Origin of the sequence: Streptomyces sp. NPDC085944, assembly GCF_040686295.1 — a bacterium.
GTDB lineage: Bacteria > Actinomycetota > Actinomycetes > Streptomycetales > Streptomycetaceae > Streptomyces > Streptomyces salinarius.
Genome location: NZ_JBFBJX010000013.1, coordinates 11,768 through 37,855, shown reverse-complemented (window position 1 = coordinate 37,855; position 26,088 = coordinate 11,768). Strand labels below are relative to the sequence as shown.

General features: G+C 72.7%; 25 protein-coding genes. 4 read left to right on the top strand and 21 right to left on the bottom strand.

Annotation, left to right across the window (positions count from 1 at the left end):
- The first annotated feature begins 6 nt into the window (after nucleotides 1-6).
- A complete protein-coding gene (locus AB0P07_RS24625; RefSeq protein ID WP_365554032.1) occupies nucleotides 7-609 on the top strand; it encodes a GPP34 family phosphoprotein in 603 nt (200 codons plus the stop codon).
- 16 nt (nucleotides 610-625) lie between these two features.
- Here the strand turns inward: AB0P07_RS24625 and AB0P07_RS24620 are convergent, their stop codons facing one another.
- Entirely contained in the window at nucleotides 626-1,009 is a 384-nt protein-coding gene (locus tag AB0P07_RS24620) for a toxin Doc (protein ID WP_365554029.1), read from the bottom strand.
- Complete coding sequence (locus AB0P07_RS24615; RefSeq protein WP_362345518.1) at nucleotides 1,009-1,248, bottom strand: hypothetical protein; 240 nt, start codon at nucleotides 1,246-1,248, stop codon at nucleotides 1,009-1,011. The genes AB0P07_RS24620 and AB0P07_RS24615 overlap by 1 nt, the downstream gene beginning before the upstream one ends.
- Before the next feature lie 149 nt (nucleotides 1,249-1,397).
- Between AB0P07_RS24615 and AB0P07_RS24610 the strand changes: the two genes are divergently transcribed.
- The gene (locus AB0P07_RS24610) at nucleotides 1,398-2,489 is read left to right on the top strand and encodes an NAD(+)/NADH kinase (RefSeq protein ID WP_365554025.1); all 1,092 of its coding nucleotides are present in this window, start codon (nucleotides 1,398-1,400) and stop codon (nucleotides 2,487-2,489) included.
- Nucleotides 2,490-2,532: 43 nt separating this feature from the next.
- On the opposite strand, the gene AB0P07_RS24605 is transcribed toward AB0P07_RS24610, so the two are convergent.
- Genes AB0P07_RS24605 through AB0P07_RS24595 form a run of 3 tightly spaced genes read right to left on the bottom strand, consistent with a single transcriptional unit; the run spans nucleotide 2,533 to nucleotide 5,017 of the window.
- Complete coding sequence (locus AB0P07_RS24605; protein WP_365554022.1) at nucleotides 2,533-3,279, bottom strand: class I SAM-dependent methyltransferase; 747 nt, start codon at nucleotides 3,277-3,279, stop codon at nucleotides 2,533-2,535.
- Complete coding sequence (locus AB0P07_RS24600; protein WP_365554019.1) at nucleotides 3,251-4,339, bottom strand: MerR family transcriptional regulator; 1,089 nt, start codon at nucleotides 4,337-4,339, stop codon at nucleotides 3,251-3,253. The genes AB0P07_RS24605 and AB0P07_RS24600 overlap by 29 nt, the downstream gene beginning before the upstream one ends.
- Before the next feature lie 3 nt (nucleotides 4,340-4,342).
- Entirely contained in the window at nucleotides 4,343-5,017 is a 675-nt protein-coding gene (locus AB0P07_RS24595; protein WP_365554016.1) for a HEAT repeat domain-containing protein, read from the bottom strand.
- Between the two features lie 98 nt (nucleotides 5,018-5,115).
- Here AB0P07_RS24595 and AB0P07_RS24590 point away from each other — a divergent pair, with 98 nt between their 5' ends.
- Complete coding sequence (locus tag AB0P07_RS24590; RefSeq protein WP_365554014.1) at nucleotides 5,116-5,931, top strand: SAM-dependent methyltransferase; 816 nt, start codon at nucleotides 5,116-5,118, stop codon at nucleotides 5,929-5,931.
- A gap of 17 nt (nucleotides 5,932-5,948) precedes the next feature.
- On the opposite strand, the gene AB0P07_RS24585 is transcribed toward AB0P07_RS24590, so the two are convergent.
- On the bottom strand, nucleotides 5,949-6,383 hold the full coding sequence (locus AB0P07_RS24585; RefSeq protein WP_365554011.1) for a VOC family protein: 435 nt from the start codon (nucleotides 6,381-6,383) through the stop codon (nucleotides 5,949-5,951).
- A 231-nt stretch (nucleotides 6,384-6,614) separates the two neighbouring features.
- On the opposite strand from AB0P07_RS24585, the gene AB0P07_RS24580 reads away from it, so the two are divergent.
- Nucleotides 6,615-7,370, top strand: coding sequence for a phosphatase PAP2 family protein (locus AB0P07_RS24580; RefSeq protein ID WP_365554008.1), 756 nt, complete (start codon nucleotides 6,615-6,617; stop codon nucleotides 7,368-7,370).
- A 94-nt stretch (nucleotides 7,371-7,464) separates the two neighbouring features.
- Here the strand turns inward: AB0P07_RS24580 and AB0P07_RS24575 are convergent, their stop codons facing one another.
- The 15 genes from AB0P07_RS24575 to AB0P07_RS24505 are packed head-to-tail and all read right to left on the bottom strand — an operon-like array spanning nucleotide 7,465 to nucleotide 26,026.
- The gene (locus AB0P07_RS24575; RefSeq protein ID WP_365554005.1) at nucleotides 7,465-8,790 is read right to left on the bottom strand and encodes a glutamate-1-semialdehyde 2,1-aminomutase; all 1,326 of its coding nucleotides are present in this window, start codon (nucleotides 8,788-8,790) and stop codon (nucleotides 7,465-7,467) included.
- A gap of 8 nt (nucleotides 8,791-8,798) precedes the next feature.
- A complete protein-coding gene (locus tag AB0P07_RS24570) occupies nucleotides 8,799-9,350 on the bottom strand; it encodes a dTDP-4-dehydrorhamnose 3,5-epimerase family protein (protein WP_365554002.1) in 552 nt (183 codons plus the stop codon).
- Complete coding sequence (locus tag AB0P07_RS24565; RefSeq protein WP_365553998.1) at nucleotides 9,347-10,579, bottom strand: polysaccharide pyruvyl transferase family protein; 1,233 nt, start codon at nucleotides 10,577-10,579, stop codon at nucleotides 9,347-9,349. The genes AB0P07_RS24570 and AB0P07_RS24565 overlap by 4 nt, the downstream gene beginning before the upstream one ends.
- Nucleotides 10,576-11,526: a glycosyltransferase family 2 protein gene (locus AB0P07_RS24560; protein WP_365553995.1), complete on the bottom strand. Its 951-nt coding sequence runs from the start codon at nucleotides 11,524-11,526 to the stop codon at nucleotides 10,576-10,578. Before AB0P07_RS24560 ends, AB0P07_RS24565 begins: the two co-directional genes overlap by 4 nt.
- The gene (locus AB0P07_RS24555; RefSeq protein ID WP_365554566.1) at nucleotides 11,523-12,812 is read right to left on the bottom strand and encodes a hypothetical protein; all 1,290 of its coding nucleotides are present in this window, start codon (nucleotides 12,810-12,812) and stop codon (nucleotides 11,523-11,525) included. The genes AB0P07_RS24560 and AB0P07_RS24555 overlap by 4 nt, the downstream gene beginning before the upstream one ends.
- Nucleotides 12,813-12,817: 5 nt before the next feature.
- Entirely contained in the window at nucleotides 12,818-14,092 is a 1,275-nt protein-coding gene (locus AB0P07_RS24550; protein ID WP_365553992.1) for a DUF4910 domain-containing protein, read from the bottom strand.
- A complete protein-coding gene (locus AB0P07_RS24545) occupies nucleotides 14,089-15,114 on the bottom strand; it encodes an SDR family oxidoreductase (protein ID WP_365553989.1) in 1,026 nt (341 codons plus the stop codon). The genes AB0P07_RS24550 and AB0P07_RS24545 overlap by 4 nt, the downstream gene beginning before the upstream one ends.
- 6 nt (nucleotides 15,115-15,120) lie before the next feature.
- Nucleotides 15,121-15,768 (bottom strand): PIG-L deacetylase family protein, encoded by a 648-nt coding sequence (locus AB0P07_RS24540; RefSeq protein ID WP_365553986.1) that lies wholly within the window; start codon nucleotides 15,766-15,768, stop codon nucleotides 15,121-15,123.
- Nucleotides 15,765-16,574, bottom strand: a complete 810-nt coding sequence (locus tag AB0P07_RS24535) for a glucose-1-phosphate cytidylyltransferase (RefSeq protein WP_365553982.1) — start codon at nucleotides 16,572-16,574, stop codon at nucleotides 15,765-15,767. Before AB0P07_RS24535 ends, AB0P07_RS24540 begins: the two co-directional genes overlap by 4 nt.
- Nucleotides 16,571-17,821, bottom strand: coding sequence for a class I SAM-dependent methyltransferase (locus tag AB0P07_RS24530; protein ID WP_365553980.1), 1,251 nt, complete (start codon nucleotides 17,819-17,821; stop codon nucleotides 16,571-16,573). Before AB0P07_RS24530 ends, AB0P07_RS24535 begins: the two co-directional genes overlap by 4 nt.
- On the bottom strand, nucleotides 17,818-19,062 hold the full coding sequence (locus AB0P07_RS24525) for a glycosyltransferase (RefSeq protein WP_365553977.1): 1,245 nt from the start codon (nucleotides 19,060-19,062) through the stop codon (nucleotides 17,818-17,820). The genes AB0P07_RS24530 and AB0P07_RS24525 overlap by 4 nt, the downstream gene beginning before the upstream one ends.
- Before the next feature lie 2 nt (nucleotides 19,063-19,064).
- Nucleotides 19,065-20,303 (bottom strand): O-antigen ligase domain-containing protein, encoded by a 1,239-nt coding sequence (locus AB0P07_RS24520; protein ID WP_365553974.1) that lies wholly within the window; start codon nucleotides 20,301-20,303, stop codon nucleotides 19,065-19,067.
- Between the two features lies 1 nt (nucleotide 20,304).
- On the bottom strand, nucleotides 20,305-21,840 hold the full coding sequence (locus AB0P07_RS24515) for a right-handed parallel beta-helix repeat-containing protein (protein ID WP_365554563.1): 1,536 nt from the start codon (nucleotides 21,838-21,840) through the stop codon (nucleotides 20,305-20,307).
- A 41-nt stretch (nucleotides 21,841-21,881) separates the two neighbouring features.
- Complete coding sequence (locus AB0P07_RS24510; protein WP_365553972.1) at nucleotides 21,882-23,843, bottom strand: alginate lyase family protein; 1,962 nt, start codon at nucleotides 23,841-23,843, stop codon at nucleotides 21,882-21,884.
- Nucleotides 23,840-26,026, bottom strand: coding sequence for a bi-domain-containing oxidoreductase (locus AB0P07_RS24505; RefSeq protein ID WP_365553969.1), 2,187 nt, complete (start codon nucleotides 26,024-26,026; stop codon nucleotides 23,840-23,842). Before AB0P07_RS24505 ends, AB0P07_RS24510 begins: the two co-directional genes overlap by 4 nt.
- Nucleotides 26,027-26,088 lie beyond the last annotated feature (62 nt).

The following is a 26,088-nucleotide window of genomic DNA, read 5'->3' as shown; positions in this document are numbered from 1 at the left end:
TCCGCCATGACCACAGCGCACGATCTCACGATCGTCTCTCTCGAGGTCCCCTCCGACTACCCGGTCGAGCGGGGCGACCTGTCGCTGGCCCTGGCCGGAGCCGAACTGATCGACCTGCTGGAGGCGGGGACGGTCGCGCTGGACGGCCCCCTCCTGCGACCCGTGGCGCCGACACGGTCCGAAGACGCGCTCCTCGACACGGCGGCGGACCAGATCGGTCAGGAACCGTCCGAGTCCGTGGTGGACTGGCTGTGGCGCCGGGGACACGGCCTGGCGGCGCGGTACCTCGCCGCGGCGGGCGCGGACGACGGTGGCCGCAGGCGCTCGCGCTGGAACAGGCGCCGTACCGCCGACCGGCCGGTCCCGGCCGACGCCTCGGCCCGTCGGCGTGCCACCGACCGCTGGTCGGGCGGCGATCCGGTGCTGGTGGGTCTCGCGGCGGCGGTGGGCATCCGGCACGAGGCGGCCGACCGGGTGGCGGACCCGGAGGACGACGGGATCGCGAGCGTGCTCGCCGCCGTGCACGACGCCGTGGTGGAACTGGCCGCCACCCGGCAGCGTCGCAGCATCGAGGAGGCGGCGTTCGACAACATCTGGAGGGGGATGTGACGGTCGGCCGCGCGGGTCAGATGCGCCAGGAACGGAGCGACTCGGCGACGTCGTAGATGCTCAGCCGCGTCTCCCGGACCTTCCTGATCAGGTCGGACAGGGCCCCGTACGGCGGATCGATCCCCTCACCGGACTGGTCCATGTACTGACCGGTGACGAAGGCCGCGAAAAGACTGTTGCGGTGGGGGAGCGGTTCGAGGCGCACGACGGTGTGCAGCAGGGCGGCCGCCCGCCAGGCGCTGTCCGGGTTGGAAGCGGCCAGGGTCGGCATGCGGGTCTTGTGCCGGGCCACCGCCGCGACGAGCGCCGAGTAGTCCGTGACCGACACGTCCTCGTCGTCGAGAGCGGCGTCCTGGACGTCCAGGAGCCACGGGACATCGATGTACAGGGGCTCGCTCATCAGGCGGCGCTGACTCCCTCGCCGCGCTGGGACGGCGGGATCTCGTCCGGGAACGCCTCGTCGAACTCGGCGCGCAGCCGGTCCGCCCACGAGGCGGCGCCGGCGACGAACCGCTTGCGCTGCATCTCGCGCACACCGAGGTCGTGCATGTACTGCCTGAGGCTCTTGCCCTCGGCCGCGGCGGCCGCGCGCACGCCTTCCATTTCTTCCTCGGTGAACGTTACGTTCAGTGATGGCATACCGGCATGGTACCTACTCGGTACCTGATGCGCGACCATCGGACGGGGGAGGACCGCCCGGCATGTCGATGCCCGCACCGCCACGACGGTCGGCGACCATTTCGTCGATCGCGGTTCCAGGGGCGCCGCCCGGAAGCAGGGAGGCAGTGGTGACGGTCGAACGGGTCGGACTCGTGGTCCACGGAGGTCGCGAGGGCGCCGCACTGGCGGCACGGCAGGTCCGGGACTGGTGCGCAGAGAACGCCGTGGTCTGCACGGACATCGACGTGTGGAGCGGCGAGGGCCGGCGCAGCGCCCGCGAGGAGGTGGACGCGGCGGGCGACCCGGACCTCGTCGTCACCCTGGGAGGCGACGGCACCTTCCTGCGCGGCGCACGGCTGGCGGCGGAGAACGACGCCCTGATCCTGGGTGTGGACCTGGGCCGCGTCGGATTCCTGACGGAGGTCCCCGCCCCGGCGGTGCGCTCCGCGCTCGACGCCGTCCGGGGCGGTCACCTGGAGCCGGAGACCCGCATGCTGCTCACTCTGCGTGCCTCCCGGATGCTGGAGATCCCGCCGGAGATGGAGGCGCTCCTGCGGTACGGGCGAGGACCGTTGCTGCCGCCCCCACGCGTGCGTACCGACTGCGAGCGGGGGGACGAGTGGGGGATCGCGCTGCACGTCACGGCCCTCAACGACGTGGTCCTGGAGAAGCTGTCGAGGGACCGGCAGATCTCCGTCGGTGTCTACGTCGCCGGCCGGCTGCTCGCCTCCTACTCCGCCGACGCGCTGCTCGTGGCCACGCCGACCGGCTCCACCGCCTACAGTTTCGCCGCGGGCGGCCCGGTCGTCTCGCCCCGCGCGGAAGCGCTCGTCTTCACGGCGGTGGCCCCGCACATGACGTTCGACCGCTCGGTGGTCACCGCCCCCGACGAGCCCGTCGGACTGCGGATCCTCGAACGGTCGGGACGGGCCGCCGTGAGCATCGACGGGCAGCTGCGGGGCGTACTGGATCCGGGCGACTGGCTCGGCGTGTACGCCGCTCCCCGCCGGCTGCGAGCGGTGCGGCTGGGCCCCATGGACTTCTACGGCCGGCTGCGCGAACGCATGCGGCTGACCGATGCCCCGGCCGCGGTCGCCGACGGCACGCCCGCCCCGCTGTGGCCCGTCAGCACACCCCCGCCCGGAGACCTGGCACACCTGGCGATGCCCGTAGCCCCGCCCGACGGTGACTCCGCCGACCCGCTTCGCGAACGGCCGTGAAGCTCGTGTGCGGGCTCCGCCGTACGACGGAGCCCGCATCGCGTCAGGCGGGCTTGCGCCACACCGAGATGTGCTTCGGGGAGTCCTGGGTGAACGGGGTCCCGTCCCAGTCCCCGACGCGACGCTCCAGTTCGAGGCCGGCGATCCGCGCCATCAGGTCGAGCTCCGCCGGCCAGGCGTACCGGTGCCGGGAGTTGGCGCGACGGTAGGTGCCGTCGTCCGGGTCGCGGGTGAAGTGATGCGAGACGAGGACCTGTTCGACCAGGTCGAAGGTGTCGAAGCCCAGATGCCGCTCCGAGACGTCGAACGGCACCGCGATCTGTCCCGGCGGCAGGAACCGCAGCGGTGGCATGCCCAGCTCGATGACGAAGCGGCCGCCGGGGCTCAGATGACGTGCCGCGTTGCGGAAGCACTCGACCTGCTCGTCCTGGGTGAGCAGGTTGGTGATGGTGTTGTAGACGAGGTAGACCAGGGTGAACTCGCCGGGGACGACGGTCGTGGCCATGTCCCCGAGGGACACCGGCAGGGTCTCTTCGTCGGTCTTCCGGCGCAGCACCGCCGCCATGTGTGCGGAGAGCTCGATGCCCACCACCGGCACACCGCGTTCCCGCAGCGGGACGCCCACGCGGCCGGTTCCGATGGCGAACTCCAGCGCCCGGCCGTCTGCGGCCAGTTCGGTGAGGAAGTCCAGGGTCGGTCCGAGGACGGCGGCGGAGGCCATTCCGGTCTCGGCCTCCTCGGCGTCGTAGCGGTCGGCGGTCTCACGGGTCCACAGTTCGCTGCTCGTCACGGTCGGCGATTGTGCCGGGCGCGCAGGACCCTGTCGAAGGCTTTTCGGCCGGAGCGTCACCGACGGCGCGCAGCCGCAGCAGATACGTCGCGGTCAGCGCGACCGCACGGTCCTCGTCCTCGGTCAGCTCCACCAGGGCACCGGACGCCCTCGCACCGGGGATGCCCGCCAGCGCCTGGGTCAGCCGGCCCCGTGCGGGTGCTTCGGTGGTGTCGCGGGCGATGCGGCCGACGAGCCCCTTCGCGATCCGGTCCGCCGTCGCGGTGTCGGCCGCCAGTACGCTCAGCGCGTCGGCCGCGTCGGTGTCGTTCCTCCCCTCCACGACCATGTCGATCAGCGTCGGGACGGCCTCGCCCGCCCCACGCGTCCCCAGCGCCAGCGCGGCGTGTCCGCGCACCACGGCGTCCGGGCTGTCGAGCGCGTGCCGCAGCCGTGCGCCGGCCTCACCGTCGGGCAGCTCGGCGAGGGCCTTGACGGCACGCTCCCGCACCGCGGCCACCGGTGACGCGAGACCCTCCGCCAGCAGTGCCGCGGGGTCGTCGCCCGCTCGCGCCAGCGCCCACCTGAGAGCTCCGGCGACGTTGTGGTCCGCCTCGCTCAGCACCGCCTCCACCAGGGCCTCCACCGGCACCGCGGCCTCATGGGCCGAGGACAGGGCCGCGCGCTGACGGGTGTCCGCGCTCTTCGAGCCCAACGCCTGGAGAAGCGCGACGACCTGGAGGACGTCCTCCCAGCCGGCCGGGCCGGCGGCGTCGATCCGGCGCAGCCGGGTGAGCAACTCGCTCTCGGCCGCGATGCGTTCACGGGTCCGCCGGACGAGGTCGTCGACGAGCGCCGAGGGCGCGAAGCCGGGCTCGTCGAGCGCGCGGCCGATCTCGCGCAGCGACAGCCCGAGCGAGCGCAGGCTCTCGATGTGGAAGATCCGCCGGATGTCGTCCCGGGAGTACTCCCGATAGCCCGAGCCCGTACGGCCCGAGGGCCGTACCAGGCCGAGCGACTCGTAGTGCCTGAGCATGCGGGCACTGACCCCGGACCGTCGCGCCACCTCACCGATCAACACGCTCTATCGTCCCCCGTCACCCGCCCCGCCGAGAGCCACGACGCGCTTCGCCTCCTCGATCGCCGCTTCGAACCCGGTGTCGGGGTGACGCAACAGCCGTTGCGTGGCGAGGGCGTGGGCCCGCACGGTTGCGGCCGGCGCGCCCGCCGCTTCCTCCAGCACCACCGCCGTCGCCTCCTCGCCCAGCGCGACCAGTGCCCGGCTCAGACTCAACTGCGTCTCCCGGTCGCCGCGCCCCAGTTGTGCCACCAGCGCCGCGGCCAGGGCGGCCTCCTCCCCCTCGGGGACGAGCACGACCGCGGCCCGCCAGGCACTGCGCGCCACCTCGTCGTCCGCGTCGGACAGCACCGCCGGTGTGATCGCCGGCCACGCCCGCCGATCCCCGATCTTGGACAGGGTGTGCAGGGCCTGGCTCCGGGCCTGCGGGCGCTGCGAGCGTACCTCGCGGACCAGCAGGGGAAGCGTCATGGACACCGGGTGACGGGTGAGCGCCCAGGTCAGCATGTCGCGGACGAAGAACTCCGGCTCGATCGCGGACCGCTCGACGAGCTTGTCCACGAAGCCCGGGTCCGGCGCCGAGCCGACGGCCAGGGCCGCCCGCAGCCGTACGGACGCATGCCCGTCCTCCAGACCCCGGATCGCCCGCACCGGGTCCCCGCCCTGCCTCGTCATGGTCATCGGGACCACCTCCTCGGCGGCCAGTGAAGACCTTGTCACCGTGTCAAGGTCAAAGAAGTGGTGGTCGGGGTGGCGCCTCGGGGGAGAGGATGGGTGCCATGACGGGAGAGAGTTCCGCGATCGACAGCACCAGGCCCAGCATCGCCCGCGTCTACGACTACCTGCTCGGCGGCAAGGACAACTACGCCGTGGACCGGGAGATCGGCGACGTGTTCAAACGGGACCTTCCCGGTTCGGTGGCGATCGCCTACGCCAACCGCGCGGCGTTGACCCGGGCGGTGACGGAGATCGTCACGACGACCGGGGTGCGGCAGTTCATCGACCTCGGCAGCGGCCTGCCCACTGCCGACAACGTGCACCAGGTCGCGCAGCGGCGGGTGCCGGACGCCCGCGTGGTGTACGTCGACACCGACCCCCAGGTGCTCGTCCACGGCCGGGCGTTGCTGGAGGAGAACGACCGGACCCGGGTCGTACCCGTCGACGTGCGCGACCCCGAGGGGATCAGGAACCACCCGGACACCCGGGAACTGATCGACTTCGACCGCCCCGTCGCCGTCATGTTCAGCGCCATCCTGCACCACGTCAACGACGACGAGGACCCCGCCGGAATCGTCCGCTACTGGCGCGACCGGGTGCCGTCCGGGAGTTGCTTCTTCGTCAGCCACTTCCGTTCCGGGAACAACCCGCAGACGGCGGAGGCCGAGAAGGTCCTCCAGGCGACGTTCGGCCGCGGCCGGTGGCGGACCGACGCGGAGATCGAGGCCCTGCTGGAGGGTCTGGACATCCTGGAGCCCGGGATAGTGCCGGCACCCCTGTGGCGTTCCGGGGAGGCCGGTACTCCCTGGAACGGCGGGCAGCGGGAGTTGACCGTGTGGGAGCGTCTCATCGCCGCCGGGATGGCCCGCAAGCCCTGACGCCGCGAGGGCGATGCTCAGTCGAGGCAGAACTCGTTGCCCTCGACGTCCTGCATCACGATGCAGGACTCGTTCTCCTGGTCGGCGGGCAGTACCCGCTGCTTGACCGCGCCGAGCGCGACCAGCCGGGCGCATTCGGCCTCTAGCGTGGCGAGGCGTTCGTCCCCCACCAGTCCGGTGCCGGCCCGCACGTCGAGATGGACCCGGTTCTTGGCGACCTTCCCCTCGGGAACGCGCTGGAAGTACAGGCGCGGGCCGACCCCGGAGGGATCACTGCACCCGAACCACGCGTCCCGGTCCTCGGCGGGCAGGGAGCGGTTGTAATCGTCCCACGTGGCGAACCCTTCCGGCGGCGAAGCCGCGACGTACCCCAACACCTCGCACCAGAAGCGGCCGACGCGCTCGGGCGACGCACAGTCGAAGGTGATCTGGACCTGCTTGATCGACGACATCCGCGCACCCTAGCAGGGACGTTGAGTTCGCCGACGACCCTTTTTCGGCGGCCCGCGGACCCGCGTACGAGGGGAGCTCCGGGACAGTGCCGAACCACTTCGCGGCACCCTTTCTCCAATGGCCCGAATCGGCTGTCATCAGGTCCGCGGGAACGACTACGGTGGCCTCGACCCGAGGGTGATCGGTGGGAACCGCCCTGAGCCGGGCGACGCGGGGGAGTGGACGAGAACGTGGGAGTATACGGCAGGTCCCCCGGGGGTGGTGGGCGCGCGGCCGACCGGTCGACGTCCGCGGTGCTGCCGCCGCCGCTGCGCGTCTGGTTCGGCCCGATCGCCTTCCTCGCCGCGCTGGTGGTCGTCGTCTTCGGGGCCAGGTACGCCGGCCGAAGCGGGCCGAGCGCGACCGACACGCGGATCTGGGCGGCGGTGGACGGGGTGGGCCCGCCGTGGCGGCACGTCGCCGTGGTCACGGACTTCCTGGGGGAGCCCGTGGGAGCCGTGCTCCTGGTCGCGGTCCTCGTGACGGGCTGCCTGCTGCTTCGGGACCCGCGCGCGGCGATGTTCCTCGTGACCGGCTCCGGCCTGACCGTGGGAACGACGGCCCTGCTCAAACCGGTGGTGGGACGCACCATTCACGGCGACAACCTGTCCTACCCGAGCGGGCACACCGCCTTCCTCACCGCCCTCGCCCTCATGCTGTCGCTGCTCGCGACCGGCCGGTTGGGCCTGGGCAGGGCGGCGGGTGTGCCGTTGGTGTTCGCCGCGGGGCTGGTGGCCGGCGCGGTGATGGGCTGGGCGCAGGTCGCCCTGGGTTCGCACTACGCGACCGACACCCTCGGGGGCTGGTGCACCGCGATGGCGGTGCTGCCGGTCACCGCCTGGCTGGTCGACCGGACGGCCGACCGGCTGACCGACCGGACCACCGTCCGGACGAACGACCAGGGGGCCGGCCGGACGGCTGAACGGCCGGCCGAACGAACGGGATGAGCGGCAGGGCGACCGGAGGGCCGACGCCGGGCGCCGGCAGTGCCGCTGACGCCCCGACAGACGGTGTCGTCCCTCCGCCGCCGTGCACCTCACGTCACGCCAGGCGGCGGAACACCGGCTTCACCGCACGCCCGCCCATCCAGGGTCTCGGATCGGCGGCGTCCAGTGCCTTCCGGTACACCGCGCACGCCTGTGCCACCACGTCGACCGTCTGATCGACGTCCGCCTCGCTGAGCGCCCCGCTCACCACGAACGAGGGGGCCAGCACGCCGCCCGCGAGGAGCCGGCGCAGGAACAGGGTGCGGTACTCCTGCGACGGCCGCCGGTTCTCGTCGAGGGTGGCGAAGACCAGGTTGCTGGCCCGGCCCCGGACGACGACGTGGTCGCCGACGCCCATGCCGGCCGCCGCCTCGCGGACACCGGCCGCCAGCCGCTCCCCGAGGGCGTGCAGCCGCGCGGTGACGCCCTCCTCGACGTACGTGGCCTGCACCGCCATCGCGGCCGCCAACGCGTGCGTCTCCGCACCGTGCGTGGTGGACAGCAGGAAGACCCGCTCGCCCGGGTGGCGCAGCCCGCCCCGCTCCATCAGCTCGCGGCGCCCGGCCAGCGCGGACACGGCGAACCCGTTGCCCAGCGCCTTGCCGAACGTGGAGAGGTCGGGGACGACGCCGTACAGACTCTGGGCGCCCGCCTCCGACCAGCGGAACCCGGTGATCATCTCGTCGAAGACGAGTACGCAGCCGTGCCGGTCGGCCAGAGCGCGCAGCCCGGCGAGATACCCGGGCGGCGGCTCCGTGTGCGTGGCGGGCTCGAGGATCAGGCAGGCCACCTCGTCCCGGTACCGGACCAGCAGTTCCTCCGTGGCGGCCAGGTCCCCGTAGGGGAACGCCACGGTCAGCTCGTCGGTCGCCGCCGGAACACCGGCGGACATCGGCGTGGTGCCGATGAACCAGTCGTCGACGGAGAAGAACGGATGGTCGGCGCAGACGGCCACCCGGGACCGCCCGGTGGCCGCCCGGGCGAGGCGCACCGCGGCGGTGGTGGCGTCGGAGCCGTTCTTCGCGAACTTCACCATCTCGGCGCTCGGCACGGTCGCCAGGAAGCGCTCCGCGGCCTCGACCTCCACGACGGACGGCCGGACGAAGTTGCTGCCCCGGTCGAGTTGGCGCCGCACGGCCTCCGTCACCCGGGGATGGGCGTGCCCGAGGCTGACCGACCGCAGGCCGGAGCCGTACTCGATGTACCGGTTGCCGTCGACGTCCCACACGTGGGCACCGCTGCCGTGGCTGATCACCGGGGCCAGGTTCTCCGGGTACTGGTCGTCGCCCTTGGCGTAGGTGTGGGCACCCCCGGGCACCAGGTCGTGCAGCCGCTCGTTCGCCTGCCGCGACCGGGACAGACCCGGCTCTTGCGCGTTCACTCGGTGCTTCACCCTTCCCTGTGCTTGAGGACCTCGGCGAGGCTCGGTGCCCGCCGGTCCCGCTCGGACATCGAGGTGACCGGCAGCGGCCAGTCGATGGCGAGGTCCGGGTCGTCGAAGGCGATCGTCACGTCCTCGGCGGGATCGTGCGGCCGGTCGATCCGGTACGAGACGTCGGAGGGGTCCGTCAGCGACTGGAAGCCGTGCGCGCACCCCGCTGGGACGTACAGGGTCGCCTGGGTCTCGCCGGACAGCTCGAAGGAGGCCCGGCCCAGGTAGGTGGGCGAGTGGGGCCGCAGGTCCACGACGACGTCGAAGATCCTGCCGTTCGAGCACCGGACCAGTTTGGCCTCGCCCGCGCCGGAGCGCAGGTGCATGCCGCGCAGCACGCCCCGGACCGAGCGGGACACGCTGTCCTGTACGAAGGCGGCCGGATCGAGGCCCACCGAGCGGAGCACGTCGGCGTCGAACGTGCGGCAGAAGAAGCCGCGTTCGTCGGCGTGCGGTGTCGGCTCGAACAGGTACGCGCCGGCGATCGGGGGGACTTCTGTCGCCTTCATGGTGTCTCCCGCAGGGCGTGGGTGGGGCCGGCCGCCGGGAACAGCGCCGCGGCCAGATCGCTGAACTGCTGCTCGACGCGCCGGGCGACGGCCAGGTTGCGCTTGGCCAGGGTCCGTCGCACCGGGGCCGCGTTCCGCTCCAGCTCGCGGAACTGTTCCAGCAGCCGGTCGGCGTCGGCCTCGCGGGCCGGATGGCAGTACGTGCCCATACCCATCTCCGCCATGAGCACGTCGCTCTTCGCCGAGTAGCTGAGGGCGAGCGTCGGTGTGCCGGCCTTCAGAGCGCAGACGATGTTGTGGTACCGGGTCGCCACCACGCTGTCTGCACACGCCGTCTCCTTCATCAGGTCGGCCAGCGAGGCCGCCTCGGCGACGGTGACCAGCGGCGAGGCGACCGTGTCGACGATCGAGGCGGCCACCGGCCGGTCCAGCTCGTCGCCGGTGAGCAGCCGGACCGGCCTGCCCTCCTCGACCAGCGCGCGGACGAACCGCGTCGTCCCGTCGAGGTAGCGCCGGTGGATCTCCTCGGCCCGGTCGCGTTCGTCGTTGCTCCCGTGGAAGTCCATGACGCCGACACAGACCGGGCCCTGCATGCCCGCGGACTCGTTCCCCGCCGGCGCCGGCAGGGCGAACACCAGGTCCGCGTAGACCTCGTCCCGCGCGGTGTTCACGCCCATCGCCCGCATCGCGTCACGCGACTGGGTGTCCCGGTAGGACCGGTAGGCGGCCAGCCGCGTCGACCAGCGGGTCAGGACCCGGGTCGGCCGGTTGCCGATCGGCCCGGCGCCGACGCTGACCAGCGCGACCGGGGTACCGAACAGCCGACCCATCGCGCAGAGCAGGAACAGCGAGTACGGGAAGCCCCACGGCCGCAGCGGCAGCGTGGTCTCCAGGACGCCCGTACCCGGCACGATCACCGCGTCGTGCCGGCGCACCCAGGCGGCGGTGCGGACGACGTCCACGAGTTTGCCGAATCCCTTGGCCGCGACCGAACTCACCCGTGACGCGGTCCGGTACTCCCCGCGATACCAGTTCAGCCGTGTCGCGGGGATTCCGTACCGGGTGGCGACGATCTCGGGTCCGCCGCACATCGCGTCCACGACCGCCCCGGGACGCGCGGCACGCAGGTGGTCCAGCACCGCTTCGAGCGACCCGTCGTTGCCGCTGTTGCCGGCACCGAGCAGGCCGAACACACCGATGCTCAAAGGCTTCTCGCGCATGGAGTTCATCCCTGCCTTCCCTCGCGGCCGGCGACGAGGGCGTCGACGGAGACGGTGAGCCGGCCGGGGCCGACGGGGGCGCGGTCCTCGACCCGCTCGCCGGCGCCGGGCCGCACCCGGCTGGTCATCCACGCGGCCAGATGGCGGTGGCACGCGCGCCGGTCGGCCGACGACAGCGGCGCCCGCCCGATCGCCGAGACGAAGCCCCAGACGTACTCGGCGAGCAGACGCGGCGTCGGGTGCAGCGGGCCCGCCCGGCGCGGGTCCAGGTTGACGCACCGGGCGCGCTTGGAGGGGTTCGCCCGCTCGGCACGGGAGGGGTGGTCGCGGCGGAAGTACAGCAGCTCCGGCACCTGGTGGAAGGGCCCGTGCAGGGTGATCTCGGCGACGAACGTGCGGTCCGCGTGGTGGTAGCTGTCGTGCGGCTTCACCCGGCGCAGCACGTCGGCCCGCATCACTCCGTAGAAGTCGTCGCCCCCGGGCTCGAACAACAGGCTGCGGAAGCGTTCCGGGGCGCGCGGCGAGTCGGTGGCGAGCCCGTACTCGTAGGGGACCTTGACCTTGCCGTCCCCGTCGATGACCGCCTGGCCGCTGTGCGCCAGGACCACCTCCGGCCGCTCGTCCAGCGCCTCGACGCAACGGCGCAGCAGGTCCCGCGCGTACAGGTCGTCGTGCGAGGCCCACTTGAACAGCTCGCCGCGGCACTGGGTGAACACGTAGTTGTGGTTCGGGGCGGCGCCGATGTTCCGGGGCAGCCGGATGTACCGGATGCGGGAGTCCCGCGCGGCGTAGCGGCGGCAGATGTCCTCGGTGCCGTCGGTCGACGCGTTGTCGGTGATCACCAGTTCGAAGTCCTCGTAGGTCTGCCCGAGGAGGGCGTCCAGCGACTCGGCCAGATACTCCTCGCCGTTGTGGACGGGAAGGCCGATGCTCAGCCGGGGGTGGGGGGTGGTCATGTGGTCCTCACTTCGGGAAGGGAATGGTGGTCGCGCTCACGCAGGGCGGCCCGCAACTGCAGCCACCACACGACGGAACCGCAGACGGACGCCGCGGCGGCGCCCCAGGCCGAGCCGACCGTGCCGCCCGCGACCGCGCCGCCGAGCCCGCCGGCGACGTAGCAGGCGGAGGCGAACAACTGACAGCGCAGGCTGCGCCGGGCCGCGGCGAGCGCCCGCAGCCCGGCCGCCGCGCCGGTGCCGAGCCCGGCGCCCGCGACGCCGAGCGTGACCGGCACGATGAGCTGCGAGGCACCGCTCCAGACGTCACCGAGAACGAGTTCGCCCAGCCGGTCCGGCACCAGCAGCAGCGCCGCACCCCACAGCACGGCGGCGACGGTCTGGCCCGCGCCGAGCAGGAAGCAGAACCTGCCGAGCCGCTCCGGCGCCTGCCGCAGCACCCGCGCCGACTCCGCCACGGTGACCAGCGACAGCCCCATCAGTACCGCGAGGAACGGGCCGAGCAGCAGCTCCGCGCCCCGGATCACGCCGACCGCGCCGACGCCGACGATCGCGCCGAGCCCGTACGCCCGGATCTGCCCCGCACCGCTGACGCCGACGTTCTCGACCAGGTACCGGTAGCCGAGGTCGCGGTGGTCGCGGTGCCACTCGCGGGCTCCGCCCGGCCGGGGCAGGATGCCGGACTGCAGGCAGCCGTACCCGGCAGCCACCGCGGCGGACCCGCCCCAGGCGAGGAGGAAGGCCGTCACGTTGCCCACGCGGGCCGCCACCACCATCGCCGGGACGAGTGCGACGGCCCACACGACGTCGTTGACGAACGCCTTGCGGCCGACGCCTGCGGCGAAGAACGAATACCGCCAGGCGTCCTGGAGCAGCAGCCCTGGCAGGATCACGCCGAGGGCGGCGAACGCGGCACCCACCTGGCCGCCGATGCACAGCCCGGCGACCAGTGACACCGTGCCGATGCCGGTGCCGACGAGGAGCGCGGTGCCCGAGGACCGGGCCACCGCCCCGCGCCAGGACGTGTCCGGCACGCCGCTGAAGCGGACCACGAGAGGGTCGGTGGCCAGCCCGCGGGAGACGTTGAGCACCACGCCGTACGTCACCCAGGCCAGGCTGAACACGCCGAAGGCGGTCAGCCCCAGCGAGCGCGCCACGTAGATGCCCACCACGAAGTTGGACAGGCTGGAGGCCGCCTGGTCGGCCAGCCCCCACGACAGCCGGCCGAGGACGCCCCGCCGCGCGCGCCCCGCCGGCGCCGTGGACTCCTCCCCCTCGACGGTCATCGGCGTCATGCCTTGATCAGCCCGGCGCCGCGCAGGGCCTCGGCCGCGGCGGCGACGGTGTCGAACGGCAGCCCCGAGCGCTGGGCCACGTCCAGCAGACTGTGCTCGCCGTCGGAGAGGCTCAGCACCCACAGCACGGCCATCTGGGCCTCTTTCGCGTCGCTGCGACCGCCCAGCGAGTCGTACAGCCCGCGCCGCCCCAACTGCGGCTCTCCGTAGGGACTGAGGTTGACGTACCGCCGGTTGCGGTCGAGGAGGCCGAACGCCTCACGGCAGACGGCGAGGGTGTCCGCCATCGCCGCCGGGGAGACGAAGTCCAGGTTGTCGGCCGACGTGTGGTACTCGGGGTAGCCCGCGTACGGGGTCCGGGTGAGCGAGCCCACACCGAGGTCGAACCCGGGCGAGCAGTACTGCCGCTCGTCGTAGCCGTACGGCGTGAACTCCGTGATCCGGTGCGGGCGTCCGGAGTCGTTCAGTACGTGCCGCAGGACACGGTCGATCTCCGCGTCACCGCGCCTGCTCTGCTTGTACGTCAGCTGCCCCGGGTCGCCCGCGCAGGCCAGCACCAGGCCGTGCTTGACCCGGTCCACCCGCTCCCGGTTGCGGGCCAGCCAGGTGATCGCCCCGATGGTGCCGGGCGCGAAGATGAACCGGTACGTGTAGTACGGCTGCCGCTCGGCCAGCTCCCGGGCCAGGAACACGGCCACCGCGACGCCGGCCAGGTTGTCGTTGGCCAGCGACGGGTGGCAGACGTGGCAGGAGACGATCACCTCCTCGGGCACCTGCCCGGGGACCACGTGCTCGGCGTAGGTGAGGTGGCCGTCCGCCAGCGTGGAGTCGATCCGGACCTCGTAGTCGCCCTCGGGCAGCGCGTCGAGGGTCTCCTGGGCCAGACAGAAGCCCCACTCCGGCCGGTAGTAGCTCGTGCGGTACGGCACGAGGGACGGCTGGTCCGGCAGGGTGTGCAGGTGCTCACGCAGCTCGGCCAGCGGCATCGTCGCCGACACCGGCACGCTGTAGCCGAGCACGTGCAGGCTGGACGCCGCGAAGTCGACGACCCGGCGGCCCGTGCCGTCGGCGACGTACGCGTCCCGGATGTTCCACTCCTGCGGCACCGTCCAGTCCAGCACCCGGGTCCCGGTCGGTACCTCGTGCACGTGCAGAGGGATGTACTCGTCGACGATCCGCAGGGTCGCGCGCACACCGTCGCCCGTGATGCTCCGGCACAGCGGGTACATCCGCTCCACCAGCGCGTACATCTCCTCTCCGGGCCGGGTCATCGGCGCCACCGCAGGGTGTCGTCGACGGCGCCGGTCGCGGAGGCCTCGCGCAGTACGGCCAGGCGGGTGAAGCGCTGCTCGAAGTTCTCCCGGGTCAGCCCGTGCCTGCGGTAGGCGTCGGCGAGTTCGAGCGCGCCCTGCTTCACCGTCCACTCGCAGTCGAAGCCGGGGATCGCGACACGGAAGCGGGAGAAGTCCACCCGGTACGAGCGCGGATCGGCCCCCGTCTCCCCGGTGATCACCACCTTCGAGCCGGACACCGCCGCGGCCACCTCCTCGGCGATCTCGGCGACCGTCACGTTGTTGACCTCGCTGCCGATGTTGAACGCCCGGTCGTGCACCGCCTCGCGCGGGGCCTGAAGGGCGGCCGTGAAGGCCCGGGCGATGTCGGCGGCGTGCACGAGGGGCCGCCACGGGGTGCCGTCGGAGAGCACCAGCACCTCACCGGACAACAGGGCGTGTCCCACCAGGTTGTTCAGCACGATGTCCGCGCGCAGCCGGGGCGAGAAGCCGAAGGCGGTGGCGTTGCGCATGTACACCGGGCTGAAGTCGCCGTCGGAGAGCGCGTGCAGGTCGTCCTCCACCCGCACCTTGGACTCCGCGTACGGCGTCACCGGGCGCAGCGGCGCGTCCTCGGTCACCAGCCCGCCGCCGCCCGCGGCGCCGTAGACGGAGCACGTCGACGCGTACAGGAAGCGCTGCACCCCGGCGTCCCGGGCCAGCCGGGCCAGTCGTACGGACGCCTGGTGGTTGATGTCGTAGGTGAGCTCGGGCGCCAGTGAGCCCAGCGGGTCGTTGGAGAGCGCGGCCAGGTGGATCACCGCGTCCACCCCGGCCACGTGCTCGGCGGTGATGTCCCGCAGGTCCACCCGGCGGCCGGGCGGGTCGTCGGGCACCGGGCCCAGGACGCAGTCGGCGAACAGGCCGGCGTCGAGGCCGACGACCTCGTGTCCGGCGGCCGTGAGGACCGGGGCCATCACGGTGCCCAGGTAGCCCTGGTGTCCGGTGAGCAGTACGCGCAAAGTGGTTCAACCCCCCAGGTTGAGAGTGAGTTTGGCGACGTCGAACGCCTCGGCGTAGCGCGCGTGGCATTCGATGCCGCGGATCCGGGCCAGCCCGAGGAAGGCCTCCCGGTCGTACCAGGGCCGGTGCCGCTGCGAGGGGTAGTGCTCCTGCAGCAGCCGCACCTTCTGTTCGGCGACGTCCTGAGACAGCGGCTGGTAGGCCGTCGGGCGGCCCAGATCGCCGTCCCACTTGACGATCTCGTAGCGGAGGACGAGATGGTCGCGGAACGCGGTCGTCATCAGCTTCGCCAGGCCGCGGTGGTCCTGGTGCGCGTCGTCCGTGCGCGGGGCCAGCACCAGGTCGGGCTCCGTGCGCCCGCGCAGCTCCTCGACCGCGGCCTTGGCCTCCTCCCAGTGCGCCGGCATCCGGCCGTCCGGCAGCTTGAGCACGGTCAGCCGCAGGTCGGCGCCCGGACAGAAGGCGGCGAGCGCGGCCCGCTCCTCCTGCTCCCGTTCGCCGCCACCGCCGGAGAGCACCAGCGCGTCGACGCGCACCCCCGGCCGGGCCAGGCACAGCGTCAGCAGGGTGCCGCCGGCGCCGATGGCGATGTCGTCGCAGTGCGCGCCCACCGCGACGACCCGGTCCGGGCGCCCGGCAGCGAGCCCGATCACGCGGTCCTCACCCCGGCACGCGCCTCGGCGTCGTCCCGCTCCCACACGGCCCACGGACGCTCGCCCCGGGTGTAGGCGGCGTCCAGCGCGGCCCGCTCCTTCACGGTGTCGGTCGGTTTCCAGAAGCCGCGGTGCTGGTGCGCCACCAGCCTTCCGCGCTTGGCCAGTTGGGTGCAGCCGTCGGCGACCAGGTCCCCGTTCTCCGGTATGTGGTCGAAGACCTCCTGGCGGAGCACGAAGTAGCCGCCGTTCTCCCACAGCGGCAGGTCGCTCACCGCCGTGATGCCCCCCACCAGGCCGTCCTCGCCGAGGTCCACGCAGTGGAAGGAGGACTGCGGCGGCACCACCATCATCGAGGCACCGGCGTCCCGCCGGGCGAAGGAGTCGATCATCTCGGGCAGCGGTGCGTCGGTGAGCACGTCGGCGTAGTTGGCGAGGAACATCTCGTCGCCGTCCAGATGGTGCCGCACCCGGCGCAGCCGCTCCCCGATCGGCGACTCGATACCGGTCTGCGCGAACGTGATCGTCCAGTCGGCTATGTCGGTGGACAGCAGCTCGGTCCGGCCGCCCCGGAGCACGAAGTCGTTGGACGTCGTCTCCTCGTAGTTGAGGAAGAAGTCCTTGATGTGATGGGCCCCGTAGCCCAGGCACAGGATGAACTCCTTGTGCCCGAAGTGCGCGTAGTAGCGCATCACGTGCCAGATCAGCGGCCGCGGACCGACCATCGCCATCGGCTTGGGCACGTCGTCGGACGCGCCCTCGCGCATCCGCATCCCGTAACCGCCGCAGAACAGGACGACCTTCATGCTGTGACCTCTCGGGACGCGGCCTCGACGATGCTCAGTTCCGGGATGGGGAAGACCAGCCGGCCGCCCCACTCGTGCACGAAGGAGAGCTGCTCGACCAGCTCGGCCCGCAGGTTCCACGGCAGGACCAGGACGTAGTCCGGACGGTCGGCGGCGATCCGCTCGGGCGCCAGGATCGGGATGCGGGTGCCGGGGGTGAACCTGCCGTGCTTGTACGGGTTGCGGTCGACCGTGTACGCGAGCAGGTCGGGCCGGACGCCGCAGTGGTTGAGCAGGGTGTTGCCCTTGCCCGGGGCGCCGTAGCCCACCACCGTCTCGCCCCGCTCGGCCGCCTCGATCAGGAACCGCAGCAGGTCCCGGCGCACCTTGGCCACCCGGGCGGAGAACTCGGTGTACCCGGACAGTTCGCGCAGCCCGGCCGCCTTCTCCCGGTCGAGCACGTCGGCCACCCGCCCGCTCGGCTCGCCGGCCACCTCGGCCGGGCGGGCCCACAGCCGGATCGAACCGCCGTGCGTGGGCAGCAACTCGACGTCCACGAGCGCCAGTCCGCCACTGGCCAGCGCCCGGATCGCGGAGGCGACCGTGTAGTACTGGAAGTGCTCGTGGTAGATCGTGTCGTACTGGTTCTCCTCGATGAGCGTCAGCAGGTGCTGCACCTCGACGGAGACCCAGCCGTCGTCGGCGACCAGGGCACGCAGCCCCTTGGTGAAGCCGACGACGTCCGGGATGTGCGCGTACACGTTGTTGGCCACGACCAGGTCTGCCGGACCGTGCTCGGCGCGCACCCCCGCGCCGGTGTCCGGACTGAGGAACTCCGTGAGCGTGGGCACGCCCGCCTCCCGCGCCGCCGCCCCGACGTTCACCGACGGCTCGACGCCCAGGCAGCGGATCCCGCGGTCCACCAGGTGCCTCAGCAGATACCCGTCGTTGCTCGCGACCTCCACCACGAAGGAGTCCGGGCCGAGGCCCAGCCGCTCCACGGCACCGGTGACGAACGTCCGCGCGTGCTCCACCCAGGAGGTCGAGTAGGAGGAGAAGTACGCGTACTGCGTGAACGTCTCCTCCGGCGTGATCAGCGCGGGTATCTGCGCGAGCCAGCAGTCGGTGCACACCCGCAGGTGCAGCGGGTACGCCGGCTCCGGCCGGTCCAGTTGGTCCGCGGCGAGGAAACTCTCGCACGGCGGCGTCGCTCCCAGGTCGACGACGCTCTCCATCGCCGCCGAGCCGCAGAGTCGGCATCGTGTCATCTCCTGCCCCCATCCCCCCTGCCCGCGGGGGTGTCCCCGCCGCGAGCCTTCGCCGACCGCCCCGCGATCGCGGCGCGGTACCCCTCCACCAGGCGCTCCAGCCCGACGGCCGGGCTGAAACCCTGTTCGTATCGGCGCCGGGCCGCCAGGCCCATCCGCCGGTTCCGGTCCGGCTCCGCCGTGATCCGGCGCAGGCACGCGGCGAGCGAGGCCGTCTCGCCCGGCCGGTGCAGCAAGCCGGTCACCCCGTCCTCGACGAGCTCCACGAAGGCGCCGTGTCCGGCGGCGACGGTCGGAACGCCCGCCGCCATCGCCTCCACGACCACCAGGCCGAACGCCTCCAGCCATGTCGACGGCGCCACCACGGCCACCGAACGCGCGACCGCCCGACGGCACTGCTCCGGGTCGTACAGGCCGACATGGCGCACGTCGTCCCGGCCCGCCGCCCACGCGGTCACCTCGCGCTCCAGCGGCCCCGCGCCGGCGATGACGAGCGGCACCCCGACCCCGCCGCCCGCGGCGACCTCGTCCCACGCCGCCATCAGCAGCCGTACGCCCTTGGCCTCCGCGAGCCGGCCCAGATACAGCACGTGCTCTCCCGTGCCCGAGCGGCGGGCGTCCGGCTCGGGCACGAAGTTGTGCTTCACCGCCAGCCGTTCGGCCGGCATGCCCGCTGCCACCAGGACGTCGCGCTGCGCCGCCGAGATGCAGAAGAACCGCTCCACCCCGGACCACCAGCGCCGCCGGTTGACCGCCAGGCCGACCGCGAGCGGCACCGTCGCCAGCCGCGAGTTCCGGTAGCAGCCGTGCCGTACGGCCGGCAGCGGCGCCGCCGCCCCGACGCACTCGGTGCACGACCGGCCCTCGCGCTGCAGCGTGCCGGGCGGGCAGACCTGCGTGTAGTTGTGCAGCGTGGCCACGGCGGGCACGCCCGCGTCGGCGCAGGCGGCCAGTACCGCGGGCGACAGGAGCGGGAAGACGTTGTGCACGTGCACCACGTCCGGCCGCTCGGCACGCAACCGGGCGGCCAGCTCCCTGCGGACCGCCGGATTCCACGGCACCAGGAGCGGCACCGCGACCTTGCCGGGCAGGGACCGGCCGGCGATGTCGTCGCTGCGTCGCTCGAACACCCCGACCCGGTGGCCGGCGCCGCGCAGCAGCGCCACCTCCTGGTCGACGACGTTGTTCTCGCCGCTCGGCTGGGCCGAGTTGTAGCGGTTGTGCACCACGAGGACGTGCATGCTCAGGACACCTCCGAGGTGCGGGCCCAGCGCGGGACGCGGCGCCGAGGGAGTTCGGTGGCCGTCAGGGGCGCGGCCGGGGCCGGTGCCGTCAGCAGGGAGGCGGCCACGGCCAGGTGCAGCAGATACGGCGAGGCGTCGCCGAGGCCCGCCTCGGTGTACGACGCGAGGGCGCAGTAGCTGATCAGGAAGATCGCGCAGGCCCTCGCCGGCGACGGGGGCCGCAGCAGCGCGACGCCGCCCAGCACCGCGAAGACCGCCGCCACCAGGGCGACGCCGATCAGGCCCTGCTCGTGGTAGACGGCCAGCCAGCTGTTGTCGATCGGCAGCCCGTCGAACGACTTGTCGCCCAGGCCGATGCCGAACACCTTCTCCCCGGTCGTCCGGGGCGCCGCCAGCAGCGCGTCCCAGACCTTGGCCCGGCCGGTGAGGTTGCTGAAGTTCTCCTCGCTCTGCCCCCGCAGGAACCATGCCTGGAGCGCCGAGGCGAACACCACCGCGGCCACCGCCGCGGTGAGCACCGCCCAGGAGAAGAACCGGCGGGCGGCGGCACTGGTCAGGGTGAGCGAGCCGATCGCGAGCGCCAGACCGACGAGCAGACCGAGCGTGGCCGTACGGGTGTGGGTCAGCAGCAGCAGGACGAGCGAGGGCACGATCACGAGGGCCGCGCTGCGCCGGTCGGTGCGGCCGCTGAGCAGGAGCAGCACGGAGAGCCCGATGATCACCGCGGCGTACTGCCCGATCTGCGGCGGGGTGAGTGGCCACAGCGCGCCGACCAGCCGCCCGCCGTAGAGGTCGGGCAGGGCCGCGCCCGGCGAGACGAGCACCCCGGCGGCCACCGAGCACAGGACCACGAAGTACCACCGGATGTGCTGCCGCACGAACGTGGTGCCGCCGTCCCACCAGCGGCTGAGCAGCCACAGGGTGCCGACGAAGAGAGCCATCCGGGCGCAGCGGAACAGCGCGCCGAACCCGGACTGCAGGTCGGCGCTGGAGATCACGCTCGGCATCAGCAGCAGGGTGAGCAGGAGCAGGTAGGCGCTGGGACGCACCCGCAGCCGGAGATTGAGCGCGAGCGCCAGCGTGAACGCGACGGCCAGCGCGCCCATGGTGACCATCTGGATCAGCGAGCGGGGCAGCGGGACGACGGTCTCTGCCCCCGTGGAACCGAGCGTGTTGAGGATCAGCAGTCCCCAGACCGTCCCGACCGGTTTCGGCGTGCGGTTCGCGTCCGCGTCCATCTCAGTCACCTCCTCGCGCACGGAAGGTGCTGCCGGCGTCCTGCCGGTAGGGCGCGGCCCGCCACGTCTCGAAGTCGAGGACCCGGCTCGGGTCGTGGGCGACGAACCGCCACGGTCCGACGTAGACGTTGTCGTGCCAGCGGTTGTCCTGCAGGTGCGTGACGGCCTTGGCCACCTTCTCGCCCTGGTACGGGGACCAGTCCGGGTAGGTGCCGTAGTTGGCCAGCAGCGCCATGCGGTCGCAGCCGTCCGTGCACTCGACGACGGTCTTGTCCAGGACGAAGCGGTTGTCGTGGATGTCCACCCGCTGGGTCTTCCACCGGCAGTCGGCGTACAGGGGCGCCTTGGTGATGCCCGGCCGCGCGCAGCGGTCGGTGTCCTCGACCAGCAACGTGCAGTCTCCGGACGAGGTGTTGGCCGGGCTGTTGCAGAACCGGTCGGCGTTCTCCCACAGGGTGATACCGGACCAGTTGTCCTCCAGCAGGTTCGCGTGGATCTCGATCCTGTCCGTGCGGGCCTCGACCCGCGGCTCGCCGCCGGACTCGGAGATGTAGACGGTCGCGTAGGGGAAGTTGTCGCCGCCGTCGGTGTTCTCGCGGCCCTCGACCCAGTTGTTGCGCCGGATCGTGTTCTTCCGGACGACCGCGTTGTAGCTGGTCTCGTAGATCAGCGCGGCACCGTCGTTGGACTCCAGCACGTTGTTCTCGATGAGGAAGTCGTTGTTGTTGGTGTCCGCCCACAGGCCGGTCCCGCGGTTGCCGTGCACCCAGTTGCCCCGGACGTCGGCGCCCTGGACGGCCCAGAACTTGATGCCCCCGGTGCAGCCGCAGCCGGGCCGCCTGCGCTCCCAGTCGCCGGTGTTGTTGCCGGTGATCTCGTTGCCCTCGACCACCAGGTCGTTGATGACGCCGTCGCCCTTGTACGCGTTCATGCCGTACTGGCCGTTGTCGCGCAGACAGCTGGCGCGGACCTCCTGCCGGTCGCCGGCCATCAGTCCGGCGCCGGAGTTGTTTTGGATCGTGGCGTGCTCGATCACCCACCCGTCGGCGGAGTCGTGGTTGACCACGCCCTCGTCGTGCGGTGCGGCGAAGTTCTGCACGGTGAGATGGCCGATGGTGACGTCGCGCGCGGTGCCGCCGAACGCGTACTGGTTGGTCCCGCGACCGTCGAGCACCGCGCCCGGCGCGCCGATGTACCGGTTCCCCTCCTTGGGGACGACCTGGGAGTAGCGGTCGGACTCGAGCCGGTGCTTGCCCGGCAGGAGCCAGAAAGTGGTGTGTGCGGGGCTGTTGCGGGTCTTGGCGGCCAGGTCGCCGGCGACCGCCGGGTCGACGGTCACCGCCGACCCGGGTGCCTCGGCCGGTCCGGGAGCGGGCTTCTCGCACACCCGTGCCACGGACTTCGCACCGGACGAGGAGGACGACGACGTGGACGGCTTCGGCGCCGGATCGTCCGGTGCGCCGTCGCAGCCGGTCACCAGCAGTGCCACTGCCAGTGCCAGCGGCGCCGCGGCCGACCGCACCCGATCCCTCCACATGATCTCCATACGTCCTCCCCCCTTCCTTTTCCTGGTTCGTGTTACCGGTCGTGAAACCCGAGCACGGTCGTGAACTCCCGCGCGCCGTCGGTGAAGCCGGTGCCGACCAGCGTGGTGGCGGGCTCCTTGCGCCCGAAGCCGGGGGAGTACCAGCCCAGCGGCGGGTCGGTCTCCCCGCGATGCGCCCGCCAGGACAGCTCGCCGGGCAGGTCGAGGACCGCGCCCTGCTCCTCGCCGTCCCGCCGCCAGGTGAGCACGGCACGGCGGTCCTCCAGAGCGGCGCAGACCGCCGGACCGAGGTGGAACGCCAGCCGCACGGCCCGCCGCGGGCCGCGCACCTCGTCCACCACCCGCACCTCACGGGTCCCGGCCCTCATCTCCACCCGGCGGCGGTGCACGGACGGCCCGTACCCGTCGTGCTCGGCGCACCAGCGCGACACCTCGGCGTCGGACGTGTCCCAGGCCAGGACGCGGCTGCGGGCGTGCCGCGTCCACAGGAACGGGCCGCCCGGCACGGACTGGTCGGCGCCGTCCAGCTCCAGGGTGTTGTGGCCGAGGGTCGAGCGGAAGTACCGCCGCCACTCGGGCTGCCCGTGGTAGCAGAACGTCCCCGGGTCGGCGAGCACGTCGACCCCGTCGTGCCGCACCTCCACCGACAGGGCGTCGGCGTGGGCGTGGGCGGCGATGGACAGGAAGCCGTGCGGGCCGCCGTCGCAGCGGCACCAGATCCCCCCAGGGCCGCGCAGGACGGTGAGCCCGGCGTCCGCGAAGTGGGCCGGGCGCCTCGCCGGCCGGGCCACGGCCGGGCCGGTGCCCTCCTTCGCGTACGGCCGGATCAGCGCGGCCAGCAGCGGGGTGCGCACATCGGTGCCGGTCACCGTCGGCCACCAGGGCAGCGCGCCGAACACGGCGTGCCCGGTGGCCAGCAGCGAGGCCCAGCGGTCGGTGCCCGCACCGTCCACGACCAGGCCGTGTCCGTCGTCGGCGTCCCCCTGGCGCGGCGGCCGCAGCCGGTCGTCGACGACGGCGGCGAGCGCGTCGGTCATCCGCAGCAGCACCAGCCGGACCGTCGCGGGAACCGGCACACCGGCGGCGTCCGCCTCCGCCACCGCGGCCAGGCCGAGTTCGAGCACGAGGCCGTGGTACTCGGTGGCCAGTTCACGGTTGAGACCGGACAGGAACGTGTTGCCGCGCAGGTGCCGCTCCAGCGACCGCAGCGCGTCGTCCCGCCAGTGCGCCGAGGAGGGGAACCACCCGAAGGCGCAGGCGGCGGCGAACTGCCCGGCGGCCTCGGCGACGGCATGGTTGTTCGCCGAGGAGCCCCGGCTGGGGAAGCCCGCCAGCCAGCGCTGGTGGTGCCAGACCTGCTTCCGCGCCACCGGATTCTCCTCGAACAGGGCGGCCGCGCCCGGCCAGCCGTCGAGCAGCCGGCGGATCCACACCCAGGACAGCAGCCGGATCCCCAGCTCGATGCCGCTGATCCAGTGCACCCCGCGCAGCGGCGCGTTGGCCGACCACCACGAGCGCAGGTGCTCGGCCACCCGCTCGGCGTACCGCTCGTTCCCGGTGACCGCGTAGGCGGCGGCGAGCACGGTGAGGTACTGGTGCCGGGACGGCTCCCAGATCTGCTTGATGTCACCGGCCGCGTCCTCGTCGCGGTACGGCACGTCGAAGGCGTAGCCGCCCGGAGCCCGGCGGCCGGTCTTCGGGTCGTACCACCAGTCCGGGTCGGCCAGGTCGTCGCGGGGCACGCCGAAGTACTCGGCGTGCCCGGCCATCAGCCGGTCCGCCTCGGCGACGAGACGCTTCACGGCGTCCGTCGGCACCGCGGCGACCGCCCCGGCGGGCAGCACCGCGGTGAACCGGGCGCCGGTCGCACCAGGGGCGAGGGGCGGCGCCGACCGCCACCGGCGTCTGCGCACCGCGTCGCCCACCCGTCCGCCGACCTCGCGCGGGCCCATCCGGGACAGCCGTCGCAGGTACCAGCCCGTGCCCAGGGTCACCGCGCCTCCGCCAGGGTCACCGGAGCGCCGGCCGCCAGCGAGGACCGGACGGCGAGCGTGGCCGCCGTGGTGGCCACCAGTGATTCGAGCGGCACCGGCATCGGGCCGCCGGTGCGCACCGCCTTGACGAACGCGGCCAGTTCGGCCGACTGGCCCTTGTCCCGGGCCTTGGGCAGCCGCGAACTGACCCACCGCTTGCGGCCGTCGTAGACGGAGGTGCGGACGAAATCGTCGAGCTGCAACACCCTGCCGTCCGCGACCAGGTCCAGTTTCTCCTTGGGGAAGCCGGCCGCCCCCGTCGTGACATAGCTGACGGTGGCGGTGGACCCGTCCGGGTAGCCCAGCACGACCTGCAGGTCCTCGTTGCCGGACGCGGCGACCGCGTACACCGAGACCGGGTCGGCGCCGAGCAGCCAGCTCGCCGTGTCGACGAAGTGCCCGCCCTCACCGGCGAACCGCGAACCCTCGGTGTCCTGCCTCAGGTACCAGCTGCCGTGGTCGAGGCGGCCCGCGTTGACCAGGTAGCGCAGGCTCGCCGGCCCGGTGCGGTCGCCGAGCCGCTGCCGTGCCTCCCGCAGCAGCGGCGCGAAGCGGCGGTTGAAGCCCACCTGCAGCCGGTCGTTGCCGGACTCCTCCACCGCCGCGAGCACCCCGGCCAGCTCCTCCTCGGTGAGCGCCAGCGGCTTCTCCACGAACACGGCCTTGCCCGCCAGCAGCGCCTTCCGGGTCAGTTCGGCGTGCGAGCTGTGCCGGGTGACCACGAACACCGCGTCGACGGACGCGTCGCCGAGCACCGCGTCGAGGTCGGTGGTGGCCTCGGCGAAGCCGAACTTCCGCTGGGCGTTGGCCGCGGACAGCGCCGTGGTGGTCACGACCGTCGACAGCTCGACGCCGTCGCGCCCGGCCAGGTGCGGCAGCAGCATCGAGCTCGCGTAGTTCCCCGCGCCGACGAACGCGAGACGCACCGGTGTCCCCGCCGCGCGCGCCTGACTCCGCTTCGCCCGCACGGCGGGCACCGTCACCGCGGGCGCCTCGGCCGGTGTTCCCGCCCCGTCGGCCTGCTCCGGGTACCGGAACAGCACGGCCACGGCCTTCAGGTCGCCGTCCTTGAGGCGCCGGTACGTCTCGACGGCGTCGTCGAAGGCGGCCGTGTGGGAGATCAGGGGCGCCACGTCGACACGGCCGCGGGCGACGAGATCGAGGAAGCACGCCAGGTTGCGGCGCTCGGTCCAGCGCACGTACCCGATCGGGTAGTCCCGCCCCTCCAGCTCGTACTCCGGGTCGTAGCGCCCGGGGCCGTAGGAGCGGGAGAACCGTACGTCGAGTTCCTTCTCGTAGTACGCGTTCCACGGCAGGTCCAGGCGGCACTTGCCGATGTCGACCACCCGGCCGCGGTCCCGGCACAGCCGCGCGGCCAGCTCGACGGGCTGGTTGCTGCCGCCCCCGGCGGCCAGGTACACCTGGTCCACGCCGTGACCGTCGGTGAGTTCGGCCACGGCACTCTCCACGGCCGGGGACGCCGGGTCCCCGCAGGCCGCCGCGCCCAGCCGCTCGGCCAGCTCGCAGCGCACCGGGTCGGGATCCGCGCCCACCACCCGGACTCCCGAGGCGGCGAGCAGCTGCACCACCAGCTGCCCGATCAGCCCCAGCCCCACGACCAGCGCCACCTCACCGAGCCGCGACTCGCCCTGCCGCACACCCTGCAGGGCGATCGACCCGACGGTGCCGAAGGCCGCGTCCCGGGGTGCGAGACCGTCCGGCACGGGGGCGTAGAGGTTCTTCGGCACCCAGTTCAGCTCGGCGTGCAGCGCGTGCTCGTTGCCGGCGCAGGCCACGAGGTCGCCGACCTTCACGTCGTCGATCCCGGCGCCGACCTGCTCGACCACCCCGCACAGCGAATAGCCCAGCGGCGTGTAGGAGTCCAGCTTGCCCATCACCTTGCGATAGGTGGCGGGCACCCCGTTGGTGGCGACGCTCTGCACGACCTTGGCCACCTGGTCCGGCCGGGAGCGCGCCTTGCCCAGCATCGACATGCCGGCCTCGGACACCTTCATCAGCTCGGTGCCGGTGGAGATCAGCGAGTAGGCGGTCCGCACCAGCACGCCGCCCGGCTTGCAGCCCGGCACCGGCACGTCGAGCAGCGCCAACTCGCCGCTCTTGTAGTTCTGTACGACCTGTTTCACCCGAAGTCCTCTTGTCTCTGTGCCGGTTGCCCGTGCCCGTTGTCCGTGTGCCGGTCCGCGCC